This is a genomic window from Streptomyces sp. NBC_01224 (assembly GCF_036002945.1).
GTDB lineage: Bacteria > Actinomycetota > Actinomycetes > Streptomycetales > Streptomycetaceae > Streptomyces.
In genome coordinates, this window is the sequence record NZ_CP108529.1 from 6,533,102 (window position 1) to 6,551,393 (window position 18,292).

10 protein-coding genes are annotated in these 18,292 nt (G+C 70.6%); 6 read left to right on the forward strand and 4 right to left on the reverse strand.

Annotation, left to right across the window (positions count from 1 at the left end; translation table 11 throughout):
- Positions 1–41: 41 nt before the first annotated feature.
- From OG609_RS29415 to OG609_RS29440, 6 genes are all read left to right on the forward strand, one after another.
- Positions 42–1,718, forward strand: a complete 1,677-nt coding sequence (locus tag OG609_RS29415; RefSeq protein ID WP_327275597.1) for a glycoside hydrolase family 13 protein — start codon at positions 42–44, stop codon at positions 1,716–1,718.
- Positions 1,703–2,770: a LacI family DNA-binding transcriptional regulator gene (locus OG609_RS29420; RefSeq protein WP_327275598.1), complete on the forward strand. Its 1,068-nt coding sequence runs from the start codon at positions 1,703–1,705 to the stop codon at positions 2,768–2,770. Before OG609_RS29415 ends, OG609_RS29420 begins: the two co-directional genes overlap by 16 nt.
- A 412-nt stretch (positions 2,771–3,182) precedes the next feature.
- A complete protein-coding gene (locus tag OG609_RS29425) occupies positions 3,183–4,889 on the forward strand; it encodes a carbohydrate-binding module family 20 domain-containing protein (protein ID WP_327275599.1) in 1,707 nt (568 codons plus the stop codon).
- A 314-nt stretch (positions 4,890–5,203) separates the two neighbouring features.
- On the forward strand, positions 5,204–10,516 hold the full coding sequence (gene pulA / locus OG609_RS29430) for a pullulanase-type alpha-1,6-glucosidase (RefSeq protein ID WP_327275600.1): 5,313 nt from the start codon (positions 5,204–5,206) through the stop codon (positions 10,514–10,516).
- 188 nt (positions 10,517–10,704) lie between these two features.
- Positions 10,705–12,741, forward strand: a complete 2,037-nt coding sequence (locus OG609_RS29435; protein ID WP_327275601.1) for an ATP-binding protein — start codon at positions 10,705–10,707, stop codon at positions 12,739–12,741.
- A 124-nt stretch (positions 12,742–12,865) separates the two neighbouring features.
- Positions 12,866–13,216, forward strand: a complete 351-nt coding sequence (locus OG609_RS29440) for a 5-carboxymethyl-2-hydroxymuconate Delta-isomerase (RefSeq protein WP_327278222.1) — start codon at positions 12,866–12,868, stop codon at positions 13,214–13,216.
- A gap of 12 nt (positions 13,217–13,228) precedes the next feature.
- Here OG609_RS29440 and OG609_RS29445 read toward each other — a convergent pair whose 3' ends face one another.
- The 4 genes from OG609_RS29445 to OG609_RS29460 all read right to left on the reverse strand — a co-directional run bounded on the left by OG609_RS29445 (position 13,229) and on the right by OG609_RS29460 (position 18,059).
- Positions 13,229–13,951 (reverse strand): TetR/AcrR family transcriptional regulator, encoded by a 723-nt coding sequence (locus tag OG609_RS29445; protein ID WP_327275602.1) that lies wholly within the window; start codon positions 13,949–13,951, stop codon positions 13,229–13,231.
- An 86-nt stretch (positions 13,952–14,037) separates the two neighbouring features.
- Positions 14,038–15,120 (reverse strand): PDR/VanB family oxidoreductase, encoded by a 1,083-nt coding sequence (locus OG609_RS29450; protein WP_327275604.1) that lies wholly within the window; start codon positions 15,118–15,120, stop codon positions 14,038–14,040.
- 2 nt (positions 15,121–15,122) lie between these two features.
- A complete protein-coding gene (locus tag OG609_RS29455; RefSeq protein ID WP_327275605.1) occupies positions 15,123–16,028 on the reverse strand; it encodes a metal-dependent hydrolase in 906 nt (301 codons plus the stop codon).
- Positions 16,029–16,106: 78 nt separating this feature from the next.
- A complete protein-coding gene (locus OG609_RS29460) occupies positions 16,107–18,059 on the reverse strand; it encodes a hypothetical protein (RefSeq protein WP_327275606.1) in 1,953 nt (650 codons plus the stop codon).
- Positions 18,060–18,292: the final 233 nt, after the last annotated feature.

An 18,292-nucleotide genomic window follows, 5' to 3' on the forward strand; every position in this document is an offset into this window, starting at 1 on the left:
GGTCCCGGCGACGCTCCCCACCCAGACACCCCAGGGACGACATGACCCAGCACCTCGCTGCCCCCTCCACCGGCACGTCCGGCGACGCTCCGGCCCACCAGACCGGCTGGTGGCAGGACGCGGTGATCTACCAGGTCTATCCACGGAGCTTCGCCGACGGCAACGGCGACGGCATGGGCGATCTCGCAGGCGTACGCGGCAGACTCCCGTACCTCAAGGACCTCGGCGTGGACGCGGTCTGGCTCAGCCCGTTCTACGCGTCCCCGCAGGCCGACGCGGGCTACGACGTCGCCGACTACCGCGCCATCGATCCGATGTTCGGCACCCTGCTGGATGCCGACGCGCTGATCCGGGACGCCCACGACCTGGGCCTGCGGATCATCGTGGACCTGGTGCCCAACCACTCCTCCGATCAGCACGAGTGGTTCAAGCGCGCCCTCGCCGAAGGCCCCGGCTCCGCGCTGCGCGAGCGCTACCACTTCCGTCCCGGCAAGGGCGCGGACGGCGAACTCCCGCCCAACGACTGGGAGTCCATCTTCGGTGGCCCCGCCTGGACCCGGACCACCGACCCGGACGGCACCCCCGGCGACTGGTACCTGCACCTCTTCGCGCCCGAGCAGCCCGACTTCAACTGGGAACACCCGGCCGTCGCCGACGAGTTCCGCTCGATCCTGCGCTTCTGGCTCGACATGGGCGTCGACGGCTTCCGGGTCGACGTCGCCCACGGCCTCGTCAAGGCCGAGGGCCTGCCCGACCTCGGCACCCACGACCAGCTCAAGCTGCTCGGCAACGACGTCATGCCGTTCTTCGACCAGGAGGGGGTCCATGAGATCTACCGCTCCTGGCGCACCATCCTCGACGAGTACCCCGGCGAACGCATCGCCGTCGCCGAGGCCTGGACCCCGACCGTCGAGCGCACCGCCAACTATGTGCGCCCCGACGAGATGCACCAGGCGTTCAACTTCCAGTACCTGTCCACCGCCTGGGACGCCGCAGAGCTCCGCAAGGTCATCGACACCTCGCTGGACGCGATGCGTCCGGTCGGCGCCCCCACCACCTGGGTGCTCTCCAACCACGACGTGACCCGGCACACCACCCGGTTCGCCAACCCGCCCGGTCTCGGCACCCAGATCCGCACGGCCGGCGACCGCGAGCTGGGCCTGCGCCGAGCCCGTGCCGCCACCCTGCTGATGCTGGCGCTGCCCGGTTCCGCGTACGTCTACCAGGGCGAGGAGCTGGGCCTGCCCGACGTCACCGACCTGCCCGACGAGGCCCGCCAGGACCCCTCGTTCTTCCGCGCCGAAGGCCAGGACGGCTTCCGCGACGGATGCCGGGTGCCGATCCCGTGGACCCGCGACGGCAGCTCGTACGGTTTCGGCAGCGGCGGCAGCTGGCTGCCCCAGCCCGACAGCTGGGGCGCTCTGAGTGTCGAGGCGCAGACCGGCGACGCGGGCTCCACGCTGGAGCTGTACCGGGCCGCGATCGCCGCCCGCCGGGCGCACCCGGGGCTCGGCGCAGGCACCGCGGTGGAGTGGCTCCAGGCCCCCGAGGGTCTGCTGATCTTCGCCCGTCCCGGATTCGTCTGCACCGTCAACACGACAGGCCGTCCGGTACGCATCCCCGTACGCGGCACCGTCCTGCTGTCCAGCACCCCGGTCGCCGCCGACGGTGCCGAGATCGAGCTGCCCGCGGACACCACGGTGTGGTGGACGGTGTGACCGTCCCCCTGCCCAGAGGCCCTGGGACCGGCGGTGCGCCGAGGCTCTCGGACATCGCCGGCCAGGCGGCGGTCAGCGAGGCGACCGTCAGCCGGGTGCTCAACGGGAAACCGGGCGTCGCTGACACCACGCGGCAGCGGGTGCTCGCGGCGCTGGACGTCCTGGGCTACGAACGCCCCGTACGGCTGCGGCAGCGCAGCGCCGGGCTGATCGGACTGGTGACGCCCGAGCTCACCAACCCGATCTTCCCGGCGTTCGCGCAGTCCGTCGAACAGGTACTGGCCGGGCACGGCTACACCCCGGTGCTCTGCACCCAGCTGCCCGGCGGCGCCACCGAGGACGAGCTCGTCGAGCAGCTCGTCGAACGGGGCGTCGGCGGGATCGTCTTCCTCTCCGGGCTGCACGCCGACATGTCGGCCGACCCGGCCCGGTACGCCGCGCTCACCGACCGCGGCGTGCCGTTCGTCCTGATCAACGGCTACAACGAACGGATCAGCGCCCCCTTCGTCTCGCCCGACGACTCCGCCGCCGTACGGATGGCCGTCGGACACCTCGCCGATCTCGGCCACCGCAGGGTCGGCCTGGCCATCGGACCGCAGCGCTATGTGCCGGCCCGCCGCAAACGGGAGGGCTTCGTCGAGGCCGCCGTGAACCTGCTGGGCCTGGGCCGCGCCGAGGCCGAAATCCTCGTCTGCTCCACGCTGTTCAGCGTCGAGGGCGGCCAGGTCGCGGCCGGTGCGCTGCTCGACCAGGGGTGCACCGGCATCGTCTGCGGCAGCGACCTGATGGCGCTGGGTGTGGTGCGTGCGGCCCGGGAGCGCGGGCTCGACGTGCCGCGCGATGTGTCAGTGGTCGGCTTCGACGACTCGCAGCTGATCGCGTTCACCGATCCGCCGCTGACGACGGTGCGTCAGCCCGTACAGGCGATGGCGGCGGCCGCGGTGAGTGCCCTGCTGGAGGAGATCGGCGGCAGCCCTGTGCAGCGTACGGAGTATGTGTTCCAGCCGGAGCTGGTGGTACGGGGCTCCACCGCCGCGGTCCGCGGCGTCTGAGGTCCGGCCCGAAGGTGTCCGGGCGTACAGGAGAGGCACCGGGAGTCGGCCCTGAATGGGCCGGCGGGGAGTGAGCGACTCCGGGTGCCTCTCTTGTCCGCGACCGGCCCGGCCGGCCGGGCGCGTGGGGTCCGGGGTCACCGGAACCCCCGGCCGACCGGACCGGAGTCGGATCAAACGTAACAGCGCTGCAATGTTTTGCGTAAGACCTTGCAGGAGGAAAACTGCTGGATTTCGTGGATGTAAGCGGGCGGTGTCCAAAGGGTTGACCGAGGCCGGACAGGCTCGTACGGTCTCCACCGCGGCAAGGTTTGCATTCTTGCAGCAAGAACCTTCAGGAGCCTTGAGGGCAGGGCGCGTTGCCACGTGAGGCTGCACCGTCACCCGCATTTCCCCCACAGCAGGAGGAAACATGGCACGCAGACCACTGTCTGCAGCGCTCGCCCTGATAGCAGGCGCCGCCGCTCTCGTGGCCCCCACCACGACCGCCCAGGCCTCCACCCCGGGCGGCAAGGACGTCACCGCCGTTCTCTTCGAGTGGAAGTTCGACTCCGTGGCCAGGGCGTGCACGGACTCCCTCGGCCCGGCCGGCTACGGCTACGTACAGGTCTCGCCGCCGCAGGAACACATTCAGGGCGGCCAGTGGTGGACCTCGTACCAGCCGGTCAGCTACAGGATCGCCGGACGGCTCGGCGACCGCGCATCCTTCGCCAACATGGTCAGCACCTGCCACAGCGCGGGCGTCAAGGTCGTCGCCGACTCCGTCATCAACCACATGTCGGCGGGATCGGGCACCGGCACCGGCGGCTCCTCGTACACCAAGTACAACTACCCCGGCGTGTACTCCGCGGCCGACATGGACGACTGCACCGCGCAGATCAGCAACTACCAGGACCGGGCCAACGTCCAGAACTGCGAACTCGTCGGCCTCGCCGACCTGGACACCGGTGAGGAGTACGTCCGCGGCAGGATCGCCGCATACCTCGACGACCTGCTCTCCCTCGGCGTCGACGGCTTCCGCATCGACGCCGCCAAGCACATGCCCGCGGCCGACCTCGCCAACATCAAGTCGCGGCTGAACAACCCCGGCGTCTACTGGAAGCAGGAGGCGATCTACGGCGCGGGCGAGGCGGTCTCGCCCGACGAGTACACCGGCACGGGGGACGTCCAGGAGTTCCGCTACGCCCGCAGCCTCAAGCAGGTCTTCAACAACGAGAACCTCGCCTACCTGAAGAACTTCGGCGAGGGCTGGGGCTTCATGCCGTCGTCGAAGGCCGCGGTCTTCGTCGACAACCACGACACCGAGCGCGGCGGCGACACCCTGAACTACAAGGACGGCGCCAACTACACCCTCGCCAGTGTCTTCATGCTGGCCTGGCCGTACGGCTCGCCCGACGTCCACTCCGGGTACGAGTGGTCCGACAAGGACGCCGGCCCTCCCAACGGCGGCGCAGTGAACGCCTGTTACAGCGACGGCTGGAAGTGTCAGCACGCCTGGCGCGAGATCTCCTCCATGGTCGGCTTCCGCAACACCGCACGAGGTGAGTCCGTCACCGACTGGTGGGACAACGGCGGCGACCAGATCGCGTTCGGCCGCGGCTCGAAGGCATACGTCGCGATCAACCACGAGGGCTCCTCGCTGACCCGTACGTTCCAGACGTCGCTGCCCGCCGGTGACTACTGCGACATCCAGTCCGGCAACGGCGTCACGGTGAACGGCTCCGGCCGGTTCACCGCGACGCTCGGCGCCAACACGGCCCTGGCGCTCCAGGTGAACGCCCGTACCTGCGTGGGCGGCGGCACCACGGATCCGGGCACCAGCACCTCCGGTGCCTCGTTCGGCGTCGACGCCACCACACAGCTGGGCCAGAACATCTACGTGACCGGCAACCAGGCCGCCCTCGGCAACTGGAACACCGGCAGCGCGCTGAAGCTCGACCCGGCCACGTACCCGGTCTGGAAGCTCGATGTGAACATGCCTGCCGGTACGTCGTTCGAGTACAAGTACCTCCGCAAGGACGCGAGCGGCAACGTCACCTGGGAGAGCGGCGCGAACCGCACCGCGACGGTGCCGTCCTCCAGCAAGGCGACGCTGACGAGCGACGTCTGGCGCAGCTGAACCCGGCGGCCGGGCCGGGGCGGCCGACCATGTCGTCCCGGTCCGGGGGCTGAACCGGGGGCAGGGGTCCACCGCCCCGGGTCGCCCGTACGCCTCCGTGCCGGGCTGCCGCGCCCTGTCGGCCGGTGCGCCGGAAGGGGCCGTGTCGGGGTGATCCCCGCAGGGTGACGCAGTAACAGGACGGTCAGCCACGCTGTCGGGGAGTCTGCGGCACCCGAGGAAACGCCCCGATGCGGCACCGGACCTCGCTCCACCCCACAAGACCGTCCACCCCGAGAACCCCATAACCCTCGCAATCAAGGAGACCCTGCCCCGTGTCCCGTCCCACCCTCAGACGGGGAGTCGTCGCCGCAATCTGCGCGGCGCTCCTCCCCGTCGTCCCGGCGGCATCCGCGTCCGCCGCGCCGAGGCCCCCGGGCCCGCCCTCGGACGCCCGGCTCGCCGCCGAGCCCGCCCGTCACGATCTGACGCGTGAACAGTTCTACTTCGTCATGCCCGACCGGTTCGCGAACGGAGACACCTCCAACGACCGTGGCGGGCTCACCGGTTCACGTCTGGAGACCGGCTACGACCCCACGGACAAGGGCTTCTACCAGGGCGGCGACCTCAAGGGCCTGACCGAGCGGCTCGACTACATCAAGGGTCTCGGCACCACCGCCATCTGGCTCGCGCCGATCTTCAAGAACCGCCCCGTCCAGGGCGCCGGCAAGGACGCATCGGCCGGCTACCACGGCTACTGGATCACCGACTTCACCCAGGTCGACCCGCACTTCGGCACCAACGCCGACCTGTCGAAACTGATCGACAAGGCCCACGGCAAGGGCATGAAGGTCTTCTTCGACGTCATCACCAACCACACCGCGGACACCGTCGACTACGCCGAGAAGACCTACGGCTACCGGCCGAAGGGCGCCTACCCGTACCTCGACAAGGACGGCCGCCCGTTCGACGACAGCAAGGGCCTGGCGAAGGTCGACGCGGACTCCTTCCCGTACACGCCGAAGAACACGGGAAGCAAGGTCCCGGCCTGGCTCAACGACCCGACGATGTACCACAACCGCGGCGACTCGACCTACGCCGGTGAGTCCACCACGTACGGCGACTTCTCCGGCCTCGACGACCTGTGGACCGAGCGGCCCGAGGTCGTCTCCGGCATGGAGAAGATCTACGAGAAGTGGGTCCGGGACTTCGATATCGACGGCTTCCGGATCGACACCGTCAAACACGTCGACCTGGATTTCTGGACCCAGTGGGCGACCGCCCTGGACGCCTACGCGGCCAAGCACGGGCGCAAGGACTTCTTCATGTTCGGCGAGGTCTACTCCGCCGACACCGCCATCACCTCGCCCTACGTCACCCGGGGGCGGCTCGACGCGACGCTCGACTTCCCGTTCCAGGAAGCGGCACGCCAGTACGCCTCGCAGGGCGCCCCGGCCTCGAAACTGGCCGCCGTCTTCGGCGACGACTACCGGTACACCACCGACAAGGCCAACGCCTACGAGCAGGTCACCTTCCTCGGCAACCACGACATGGGACGCATCGGCTCCTTCCTGAAGCAGGACAACCCGAAGGCCGATGACGCGGAACTCGTCAAGCGCGCACAGTTCGCCAACGAGCTGATGTTCCTCAGCCGCGGCAACCCCGTCGTCTACTACGGCGACGAGCAGGGCTTCACCGGCGCGGGCGGCGACAAGGACGCCCGCCAGACCATGTTCGCCTCGAAGACCGCCGACTACCTCGACGACGACCAGCTGGGCACCGACCGCACCCATGCCTTCGACGCGTACGACACGAAGCACCCGCTCTACCGGAACATCGCCGCGCTCTCCGAGCTGACCAGGAAGAACCCGGCTCTGCGCAACGGCGTCCAGACCGAGCGCCATGCACAGGACTCCGTCTACGCGTTCTCCCGCACGGACGCCGAGCAGGGCCACGAGTACGTCGTCGCCACGAACAACGGCACCGGGCCGAGGACCGTCGAGCTGCTCACCGCGTCGGCCGGCATGAACTTCCGTACCCTGTACGGTGGTTCGGGTACGGTCCGTAGCGGCGCCGACAAGAAGATCACCGTCACCGTGCCCGCCCTCTCCAGCATCGTGCTGCGCGCGGGGAAGGCGATGGGCGACCCCACTGCCAGGCCCTCGGTCACCCTGAAGGCGCCCGGCGCCGGAGCCACCGGCACCGTCGAGATCTCCGCCGACGTCGACGGCGGACAGCTGAACCGGGTTGTCTTCGCCGCCCAGGCCGGCAACGGGAAATGGGTCACGCTCGGCTCCGCCGACCATGCCCCGTACAAGGTCACCCAGACCGTGGGCGACACGGTGCCCGCCGGAACACCCTTGCGGTACAAGGCGGTTGTCGTCGACCGTGCCGGCCGCACCGCGAGTGCCCTCGCCTCGTCCACCGCGGGACAGGTACCCGTCGCCGGGAAGCCCGTCGCGGTCGAGCGCGACTACGCCGTCGTCCACTACAGGCGTACGGACGGCGACTACGACGGCTGGCGGATCCGGGCGGGCGACAAGTCGGCCGGGTTCACCGGGCGGGACGCCTACGGGGCCTTCGCCTGGATCAGGCTCGACGAGGGCGCCTCCTCCCTCCCGTACACCGTGGAGAAGTCCGGCACCGCCGACGGTCCCCAGCGCACCGTCGACCTCGCGAAGACCGGACAGGTCTGGATCGAGCAGGGCAAGGACGGCCAGGCCGACGAGGCCCCTGACGGCGCCTACCCGCCACAGGACACCACAAAGGCCGTACTGCACTACTACCGCGCCGACGGCGACTACGACGGCTGGGGGCTGCACACCTGGACCGGCGCCAAGGACCCCACCGACTGGGCCAAGCCGCTCCAGCCGGCGAAGAAGGATGCCTTCGGCGTCACCTTCGAGGTGCCGCTCACCGACGGCGCGACCTCGCTCAGCTACATCCTGCACAAGGGCGACGAGAAGGACCTCCCCAGCGACCAGTCGCTCGACATCGCCACCTATGGGCACGAGGTCTGGATGCTCGGCTCCACGCCCGGCTATCTGCTGCCGCAGACCGGCGGCGTACCCACGCCCGACCTCACCAAGGCCGAGGCGCAGTGGATCGACTCCGACACCGTCGTGTGGAAGGTGAAGGCGACCGAAGCCACCAGCCAGCAGCTCGTCTACGCACCGGGCGGCGGCATCTCCGTCGTCGACGGGGCACTCTCCGACGAGGGGCAGTGGCTGCGGCTCGCACCGTCCGCGCTGACCGACGCGCAGAAGGCGAAGTACCCGCACCTCAAGGACTATCCGGCGTTCACCGTCGACGTCCGCGACCGGAACAGGGTGCGTGAGGCGCTGCGCGGCCAGCTGATCGCCACCCAGCGCGCCGCCAACGGGGCGCTGCTCGCCGCCACCGGCGTACAGAGCGCGGGAGTGCTCGACGACCTCTACGGGAAGAACGCGGCCACCGCCTCGCTCGGCCCGGTCTTCGACCACGGCCGCCCCACGCTGTCCGTCTGGGCGCCCACCGCCCGTACCGTCTCCCTCGAACTCGACGGCCGCAGCGTCCCGATGCGCCGCGACGACCGCACCGGCGTCTGGTCCGTCACGGGCACGAAGAAGTGGACGGGCAAGCCCTACCGTTACGTCGTGAAGGTCTGGGCACCCACCGTCCAGAAGATCGTCACCAACAAGGTCACGGACCCCTACTCCACCGCCCTGACCACGGACTCCGCGCGCAGCCTCGTGGCCGACCTCGACGACCCGGGCCTCGCGCCGAAGGGCTGGTCCGGGCTGAGGAAGCCCGCCGCCGTCCCGCTGCGTGACGCCCGGATCCAGGAGCTGCACATCCGCGACTTCTCGATCGCGGACCGGACCTCGAAGCACCCCGGCGAATACCTCGCCTTCACCGACACCCGCTCCGACGGGATGAAGCACCTCAAGCAGCTCGCCGACTCCGGTACCGGTTACGTCCATCTGCTGCCCGCCTTCGACATCGGCACCATTCCCGAGAAGAAGTCCGCCCAGCAGAAGCCGGCCTGCGATCTGTCCGTGTACGCCCCCGACTCCGAGGAGCAGCAGGCCTGCGTGGCGAAGGCCGCGGCGCAGGACGGCTTCAACTGGGGCTACGACCCGCTGCACTACACCGTCCCGGAGGGTTCGTACGCCTCCGACCCGGAAGGCACCAAGCGCACCGTCGAGTTCCGGCAGATGATGCAGGGGCTGAACGGCGCGGGCCTGCGGACCGTCATGGACGTCGTCTACAACCACACCGTGGCCTCCGGCCAGGACGACAAGTCCGTGCTCGACCGGATCGTGCCCGGCTACTACCAGCGGCTGCTGGAGGACGGCACCGTCGCCACCTCCACCTGCTGCGCCAACACCGCACCCGAGAACACCATGATGGGCAAGCTCGTCGTGGACTCGGTCGTCACCTGGGCCAAGGAGTACAAGGTCGACGGCTTCCGCTTCGACCTGATGGGCCACCACCCCAAGGCCAACATCCTCGCCGTCCGCAAGGCGCTCGACGCGCTGACCGCGGCCGAGGACGGCGTCGACGGCAAGAAGATCATCCTGTACGGGGAGGGCTGGAACTTCGGCGAGATCGCCGATGACGCCCGCTTCGTCCAGGCCACTCAGAAGAACATGGCCGGCACCGGCATCGCCACCTTCTCCGACCGGTCCCGCGACGCCGTCCGCGGCGGCAGCCCCTTCGACGAGGACCCGGGCGTGCAGGGCTTCGCCACCGGCCTCTACACCGACCCCAACACCTCCACCGCCAACGGCACGAAGGCCGAACAGAAGGCCCGGCTGCTCCACTACCAGGACCTGATCAAGGTCGGCCTCACCGGCAACCTCGCCGGCTACACCTTCACCGACTCCTCCGGCAGCACGGTCAAGGGGTCCGGCGTCGACTACAACGGCGCCCCGGCCGGATACGCCGCGGCCCCCGGTGACGCCCTCGCCTACGCCGACGCCCACGACAACGAGTCGCTGTACGACGCACTCGCGTTCAAGCTCCCGGCGGGCACATCAGCGGCGGACCGGGCCCGTATGCAGGTCCTGGCGATGGCGACGGCCACCCTCTCGCAGGGGCCCTCGCTCTCCCAGGCGGGCACCGATCTGCTGCGTTCCAAGTCCCTGGACCGCAACTCGTACGACAGCGGTGACTGGTTCAACGCCCTGCACTGGGACTGCCGCGACGGCAACGGCTTCGGCCGCGGACTGCCCCCGGCCGCCGACAACGAGTCCAAGTGGTCCTATGCCAGGCCGCTGCTGACCGGGGCCGCGCTCACCCCCGGCTGCGCACAGATCAACGGCGCGTCCGCCGCGTACCAGGACCTGCTCACCATCCGCTCCACGGAGAAGGATTTCGACCTCTCCACCACCGAGCAGGTCCAGTCCGCCCTGTCCTTCCCGCTCTCCGGGAAGGACGAGACACCGGGTGTGATCACGATGAGGCTCGGAAAGCTGGTGGTCGTCCTCAACGCGGCCCCCGGCGCCGAGACCCAGAAGATCGCCGGTCTGGCCGGGCAGCAGTACATCCTGCATCCTGTCCAGGCTGCGGGCGCGGATTCTACCGTCAAGAAGTCGACGTACGAGAGGAGTTCGGGAAGCTTCACCGTCCCGGGACGCACAGTGGCGGTGTTTTCCCTGAGTTGAGCCGTACGGGACTACGTTGAGAGGCAGCAGCCGCCGGGGAGTGCCGCAGCACCGCACTCCCGGGCGTGCCCTCCTACCCCCGGCCGGTCCCGGCCCCTTTCCGGTACGCCAGGCGTCCTCCCATGCCTGCGCAGTACGGGAATCAGGGGCCGGGACCGGCCGGTCCACCTGTTTCAGCGACGGTGACCATGGCGAGCAACATCCCCGAGGAGACAACGAGCTTTGTCGGACGGAAAGCGGAACTCGCCAGGCTCGAACACAGCCTTGCCGCGCACCGGCTGACCACACTCACGGGCAGCGGCGGTGTCGGCAAGACCAGGCTCGCGGTCCGCGCGGCCCGGCACGCGGCGGCCGGACACCGCGACGGCGCCCGGTGGGCGGATCTCTCGCCGCTCCACGACGACGGGCTGCTCATCGCGACCGTCTCCGACGCGGTCGGGCTCTGCGACCACACCCTGCGCATGCCCATCGACGCTCTTTGCGAATGGCTCGTCGACAAGGAACTGCTGCTGGTCCTCGACTCGTGCGAGCATCTGCGCTCCGCGTGCGCGCATCTGCTCGGCGAAATCCTCACCACGTCACCCGGCCTCACCGTGCTCGCCACCAGCCGGCAGCCCCTGGGCATCAAGGGCGAGCAGCTCGTCGAGGTGGAACCGCTGCCCGTCGAGGGCGCGGCCGACGCACTGGCCCTGTTCCGGGACCGGGCAGCCGCGGCGGCCCCGGGGCTCGCACTCGACGCGCCGGGCAACGCCGAGGCCGCCGCCGAGATCTGCCGCCGCCTCGAAGGCATTCCGCTCGCCATCGAACTCGCGGCGGGAGCCCTCTGCCGGGAAACCGTCGAGCAGGTCGCCGTACGGATCGGCTCCCGATTCGACGTACCGACCGACGAATCGCTCCGGCTGCCGCGCCACCGCACCCTGCGCACCGCCATCGGCTGGAGCCACGAGCTGTGCACACCGCTGGAACGGCTGCTCTGGGCCCGGCTGACCGTCCTGCGCGGCGATTTCGACGAGGCCGCGGCCCGCGAGATCTGCGCCGAAGGGCCGCTCACCGAGGACGGTGTGACCGAGGCACTGAACGGCCTGGTCGCCAAGTCGGTCGTCGGACGGGACGGCGTACGGCACCGCATGCTCGACACCATCCGCGAGTACGGACGGATGTGGCTCGCCGAGCTCGGCGAGGAACGGACCGCCGCCGACCGGCACGCCGCCTGTTTCCTCAGCCTTGCACGCCACGCCCACGCGGGCTGGACCGGCGACGAACAGATCACCTGGTACCACCGCATCGCCGAGTCGCACGCCGACCTGTGTGCCGCCCTCGACCACCTGCTGGTCCATGACACCGGAGCCGCCCAGGAGATGGCGGGCCGGATCGGCTTCTTCTGGTGCTGCTGCGGCCATCTGCCGCAGACCCGCGAATACGCCCGGCGCGCCCTGGACGCCGGACCGGCCGAAGGACCCCACCGCACCCGCGCACTGTGGGTGCTGGGCATCACCGTCATGCTCCAGGGCGACTACCCGGCCGCCCGGCGCCTGGGCAGGGAGTGCACCAGGGCGGCGGCCCGCGACGGTGCCGACGAAGGCATCCTCGCCGCCGCCTATCTGTGCGGCCTCACCCATCTGATGACCGGCCGCCCCGAGGCGAGCCTTCGCAGGATCGACCGGGTACTGCGCACCACCGGCACCGCCACCCCGCTCGAAACGGCCTACCGGCTGCGCTGCCGGCTCATCACCGTCTTCGCCCTCACCAGCCTGGGACGGCTGGACGAGGCGGAGACGGCGGCCCTGGTCCTGCGCGCGGCCTGCGAGGCCCAGGACGAGTGCTGGACCCGTAGTTACGTCGACTACCAACTCGCGCTGATCGCCCTGCTGCAGGGCGACGCAGACGCCTCCGCCGCCCACGCCCGCTCGATGCTCGCGGGCAAGCACCGCCTCCGGGACAGCTTCGGCATCGCGCTCGGCCTGGACATTCTGGCCGCGGCGATCGCCGCCCAGGGGGCGGGCGCCCGCGCCGCCCGGGTGTACGGCACGGGACAGGTCTACTGGCGCATGGTCGGCCACCCGCAACGCGGCACCCCGGAACTGGGCCCCCTGCGTGAGGCCTGCGAACGCCAGGCCCGCGCGGCCGTCGGCGACGCCGCCTACCAACGCGCCTTCGAAAGGGGCCGGGCGGACAATGCGGAGGTGGGCCTCGCGGCCGCGCTCCAGGGCGAACTGCTCACGTAGGGCCTGAGGGAACCCAGGGCATCCGGATCAAGAAACGAATCCTCTTGTGCGGTCATGCCGGTCAGCGTAAATGTGAGGTCGGACAACCGGCCGTACCCGCTGTACCCGCACCCAGGAGCGCATGATGCCGCAGATCACCGTCGACTACTCCGCCGAGCTCGACGACGGCTTCGACCGCCGCGGTTTCGCACTCGCCCTGCACCCGCTGGTCGCCGAGACGGTCACCACGAAGATCGCCGCCTGCAAGACCCGCTTCCGGCGCATCGAGGAATTCGTGGCGGGCGACACGGCCACCGGCGAAGCGGTCCTGAACATTTCGATCGCCCTGCTGCCCGGCCGTACCGAAGAGCTCAAGGCACAACTGACCGATTCCGTACTGGAGCTGCTGGCCGCCCACCTCAAGCCCGTCGACGGCGTCACCGTCCACGCGTCGGCGGAGACCCGCGATCTGGACCCGTCCTACCGCAAGCGCTGAGCCGTACGGCTGTTACGGCAGCCGCTGCACGGGAACGGCCGGCACGGCGGGCGCCAGAGCGGAGAGCCGGTTCAACAGCTCCCCGAACGGTCCGTCCGCCGGCTCCTGCGCGAAGACCCGCAGCACGATGCCCGCCAGCTCCGTGTTGTACGCGGCACTCACCACGGCCAGCGCCGCGAAGTCGTGCACCAGCTGCATCTCCAGCTCCTCGCGCGGAATCCGCCGCCCGTCCAGCCAGATCAGCGCCGTCGACTCGGCCAGCGAAACCCACGACCGCACGACCAACTCCAGCCGTGCTGGGGGATCTTCAACCCCCAGATGGGCCAGGATCTGCTCGTAGGCCGCCTGCCGCACCCCGTCGATCATGGCGTTCGCCGTCGACGACCCGACCGCGGGCCCGCCCCGCATCAGCGCCGAGAACCCCGGACCGTGCTCCTCGACAAAGTCGAAGAACCGCCCCATCACCCTCAACAGCCGTTCCCCGAGCGGACCTTCACGCGGCTCAACGAACCGCGCCGCCAACTCGTCGGCCGCCCGCCGCAGCGCCGCCTCGTACAGGCTCTGCTTCCCCGGGAAGTAGTGATAGACCAACGGCCGCGAGATCCCCGCAGCGGCCGCGATCTCGTCGATCGACACCTCGTCCGGGGAGCGGTGACTGAACAACTCCAGCGCGACACCGATCAACTGCTGCCTGCGCTCCTCGACGCCCATCCTGCGCCGCACCCCGGTCGTCATGGTGGACAGGGTACCCAGTGGGGTGGTGGGGGAGGCGTGGTGGGCCGGGGCCGACGAGGACGTGGAGCGGCAGCCTGTCTCCACGCCTAGAGATCCAGCACCAGCCGCTGGCCCCGGCACCGCGACACGCAGATCAGCATCGAGTCCTCCCGTTCCGAGTCCGTCAGCAGTTCGTCGCGGTGGTCGATCTCGCCCTCCATAACGTGCTGTTGGCACGTCCCGCAGAAGCCCTGTTCACAGGAGTACGAGACATACGGCAGCTCTTCGCGCACCGCGGCCAGTACCGACTGGCCCGCCGCCACCTGGACCGTGCGGCCGGAGCGGCGCAGTTCGACCTCGAAGGGGCCGGAGTCGGCCGAGTTCGTGGTCGCTGCCGTGAAGCGTTCCAGGTGCAGCGTGCGGCCGGGCGGGAGGGCGGCGGTGACCGCGTCCATCAGGGGCTCGGGGCCGCAGCAGTAGACCGCTGTGCCCTCCGCGGTGTCCACCAGGGCCGCGGCCGTGTCCGGGTGGCCCGCCTCGTCCCCGGGGACGATCGTCACCCGGTCGCCCTCCGTGCCCAGCTTCTCGATCTCGTCCAGGAACGGCATCGTGGCGCGGGACCGTCCGCCGTACAGCAGCCGCCAGTCGGCGCCCGAGTCGGCGACGGAACGCAGCATCGGCAGGATCGGGGTGATGCCGATGCCGCCCGCGATGAAGAGGTACGCGGGGGCTTCGGCGAGGGGGAATCGGTTGCGGGGGGCGCGGACCTCGATCTCCTCGCCCTCGTGGAGCCGGCCGTGGACCTCGCGGGAGCCGCCCCGGCCGTCCTCGACCAGGCGGGTCGCGATGGTGTACGTGTCGGGATCGGCGGGGTTCCCGCAGAGGGAGTACTGGCGGACCAGACCGGAGGGCAGCAGGAGGTCCAGGTGCGCGCCGGGCTGCCAGGCGGGCAGGTCGGGTCCCTCCAGGCGGAGTTGGACCACGCCGTCGGCGGGTTCGGTCCGCTCGGTGATCAGCAGGCGGCGGGTGGTGGTGGAACGGCGGCCGGAGTGGCCCGAGACCGGGTTCTCCAGGGCCGGCAGCGGCCAGAGCGGGGAGTTCTCGATACGGTGGCGCATGGCCCGCTTCGCGAGCAGCGCGGCGCCGGCGACGAGGACGACGGTGCGCAGACGGGGCAGGGGGAGGGGCATGGTCAGCTGGTTCCCGTCGTACGGGCCTCGGCGGCCGTGGCCGCGGGCGAGTGGGCGAGATAGTCGACTGCCTGGGCCGTACTGCCCTCCTGCGAGGGGTGGTAGGCGTGACTCAGATAGCGGGGGATGGAGCGCAGCAGATCACCGGTCGCGGGCAGGGTGCCGCGCCTGCCGCTGATGTAGAACTCCTTGAACGACGCCTTGCCGTGCAGCAGGCTCGGGTCGTTCTCCATGAAGAAGCGCGTGCCGCGCTGCCAGAGGAAGAGCAGCGCGGCGAATGCCGCGGCCCAGGTCCGTATTCGTCGCCGGTAGCCGCCGTCGACATGCATGAACACATCGAAGGCGACCGAGCGGTGCTCGACCTCCTCCGCACCGTGCCAGCGCAGCAGATCCAGCATGGTCGGGTCGGCGCCGCGCCGGTCCAACTCGTCGGCGTTCAGCACCCAGTCGCCGAGGAACGCGGTGTAGTGCTCGATCGCCGCGATCGTCGCCACCCGCTCCATCAGCCACCACTTCCGCGCCCGGCCCGGCGGCAGCGTCCGGTCGCTGAGGAGCTTCTCGAAGAACCAGTCGACCTGCGCGGTGTACGGCGTCGGATCCAGACCGAGCTGCTTCAGACGGGGCAGGACGTCGTCGTGGGCCTGGGAGTGCACGGCCTCCTGGCCGATGAACCCGATGACATCCTGGCGCAGCTGCTCGTCGTGGATGTACGGCAGCACCTGTCGGTACACATGGATGAACCAGCGCTCCCCGGCGGGCAGCAGCAGATGGAGCACGTTGATGGTGTGCGTGGCGAACGGGTCGCCCGGTACCCAGTGCAGAGGCGTCTTCTCCCAGGCGAAGGAGACCTTGCGGGCCTTGAGCTGCGTCCGCTCCGACGCGACCGGCGCTGGCTGCGTGTTAGACATGTTGTCAATGTACTGATGGGTAAGCCGCGGGAACAGGGTCGTGCAGCGAATACCTGACCCCCCGGGGAAGGCCGGGCGTCAGCGCAGGGCGGCGACCCGACTGCCGTCCGTCAGCGTCCCGTTCAGCCGTGCCCGGTCGCCCGCCCTGGCCGGTACGGCGAGGAGACGGCTGTCGGACCGCCCCTCCACCCCGCCCGAGGTGGTGAGCGAGGCGAACTGCTCGCTGCCCGCGGCCAGTACGTACCAGCGTCCGCCGTGCGACTTCCACAGCACCCCGGCCAGCACCCGTGGATCGCGCATCCCGCAGGCCGGTGTGTCCTCGGCCCGGGCCGCGACCGCCCCGGGCGGGCCGCCTGTTGCGACGGACGGTGCCGATACGGCCTGGAACTGGGCGAGGACCCGGCTTCCGGTGCCGCGCCAGGTCTCCGCCCTGGTGCAGAGCCAGTGCGCGGAGCCGTTGTCCTCGGGCAGCAACTGCTCGGCGTACTGCCAGGAGTTCACCGACCGTACGCCGTGCGAACGGACCGAGAGCAGCAGGCAGGCGGTCCGCGCCCAGCTGTCCCGCTCCGCCCGCCCGGAGACATCGTGCGCCGCGGACGGCGGGCCCGACGTCAGCCGGGCGGGGGTCAGCTCGCCGAGGTCCGTCATCAGACGCGTCGCCGAGCCGTCGCGCAGCTCGATCGCATCCCAGGCGTGGCAGCTCCCGGCCGTCGCCGGGCTGGTCAGCGCGGCGGTCACGCCGTCGGGGGTGCGGCGCAGCGGCCGCGGAGCGCTGCCCGGCGCGAGCAGGTTCCGTACGGAGACCGCATGCACCCAGGGCGCGGTGAGATAGCGGACCCGGTCGCGCGTACGGCCCGCGATCAGGGCGCCCGCCGAGGCCATGTCCGCACCGTCGACCCGGGCGAAGTCGAGTGCCACGCCCTCGGCCGGGGAGGCGTCACGCGGCTCCGCGTACCGCACGATGCGCAGCCCGTCGTAGAACAGCACCACCGTCGCCCGGTCCACCTCGCCCGCGTACAGCAGCTGAGGCGCCCCCATCGGCGGCCCGACAGGTGTCCTCGGAGTCGCCGACGCACGCACCGCGGCGTCCGGATGCGCCCATACGGTGAGCGCCCGGCGCAGCAGCCGGGTGTCTTTGGCGCGGTCGCCACGGGTGGGCCAGGAGGTGAAATCGGTACGGGGCGAGCGCCGCCAGAACGTAGCCGAAACCCGGTGCAACGCACCCGGATCCAGGGCCTGTTCGGCGGCGGCGTTACGGGTGTACGGCGATACGGGCGCAGTGCCGCGCCCCCGGCCTTTGCCCGCCCAGCCGTCGCCCGGCAGCCCCAGCAGCGCCCCGCACACCAGCAGCGCCGCGACGGCCGCCACCGTCGCCTTCGCGTGCTGTCGGCGGCGCAGCAGATCCGGTGGGCGGGCCTGGAGCGAACAGGGGTCGAACTCCGGGGAGTCGAGCAGCGCGTACGGAGCCGAAACGCCCTCCGCCTCCGCGAGCGCCGCATGCGGGTCCGTCACCCCGGCAGCGGCGAGCACCCGCCGCACCTCCGCATCGGGCAGCCGCTCCAGCCCACGCAGCACGCAGGCGGCGCGGGCGGGAGCGGAGAGGGCCGACAGGGCCTGTTCCAGGGCGAGTTCATCCGATCCGCCGGAATGCGGGAACAGCCGCAGCCCCCACACCAGCGGAAGGAGGGGTGTCACCCGGAGGCGGCGCAGCGGACGGCCCGCCTCCAGCGCCCCACGCAGCACCCTCCCGCGGACGTACGCAAAGGACGGGTCCACCACCACCACAGCACCGGCGGACCTGCGCGGTGGTGGGGCGCCGCCCTCGGCCACACACCCTGCCTTGCGCCCCGACAGCAGCGCCCGCTGGGCCAGGGCGTGCGCTGTCAGAACACGGCGATGGCACCCGAGGGACGGCGGCAGTACGAGATAGCCGAGCCGGACCAGTCGCGGATAGTGCTCGACGAGCGCGGCCCCGGCCTGCTCCACACCGGCCGGGCCGGCTGCGGAAGGTACCTCTGACAGTGGGCGCACGTTCAACAGAACGAGCGAATCGTGCGATGGTCACCCCGGTGCGCTCATGTGCGATGCGCCGGGGCACCCGCTCACGACAACTGCCATCCGCTGAACTCGACAGTGCCGCGCAAGGTTCAGGGAGCCGGCGGAGCCCGGGGTCGCGAGGCTGTTGCGCACCACGATGCCCGACCGCGCCCGGCCCCCGGTGTTCTCCTGCGTGTCGATGCGTACCGTCGCGCTCGACCCGTCGG

Bases quoted from the DNA above. Each gene is read 5' to 3' on its own strand.
- OG609_RS29450 (WP_327275604.1), bottom strand. From the start codon at position 15,120: ATGCCCCTCCCCCTGCCCCGTCTGCGCACCGTCGTCCTCGTCGCCGGC.
- OG609_RS29435 (WP_327275601.1), top strand. From the start codon at position 10,705: ATGGCGAGCAACATCCCCGAGGAGACAACGAGCTTTGTCGGACGGAAA.
- OG609_RS29415 (WP_327275597.1), top strand. From the start codon at position 42: ATGACCCAGCACCTCGCTGCCCCCTCCACCGGCACGTCCGGCGACGCT.
- OG609_RS29455 (WP_327275605.1), bottom strand. From the start codon at position 16,028: ATGTCTAACACGCAGCCAGCGCCGGTCGCGTCGGAGCGGACGCAGCTC.
- OG609_RS29445 (WP_327275602.1), bottom strand. From the start codon at position 13,951: ATGACGACCGGGGTGCGGCGCAGGATGGGCGTCGAGGAGCGCAGGCAG.
- OG609_RS29425 (WP_327275599.1), top strand. From the start codon at position 3,183: ATGGCACGCAGACCACTGTCTGCAGCGCTCGCCCTGATAGCAGGCGCC.
- OG609_RS29440 (WP_327278222.1), top strand. From the start codon at position 12,866: ATGCCGCAGATCACCGTCGACTACTCCGCCGAGCTCGACGACGGCTTC.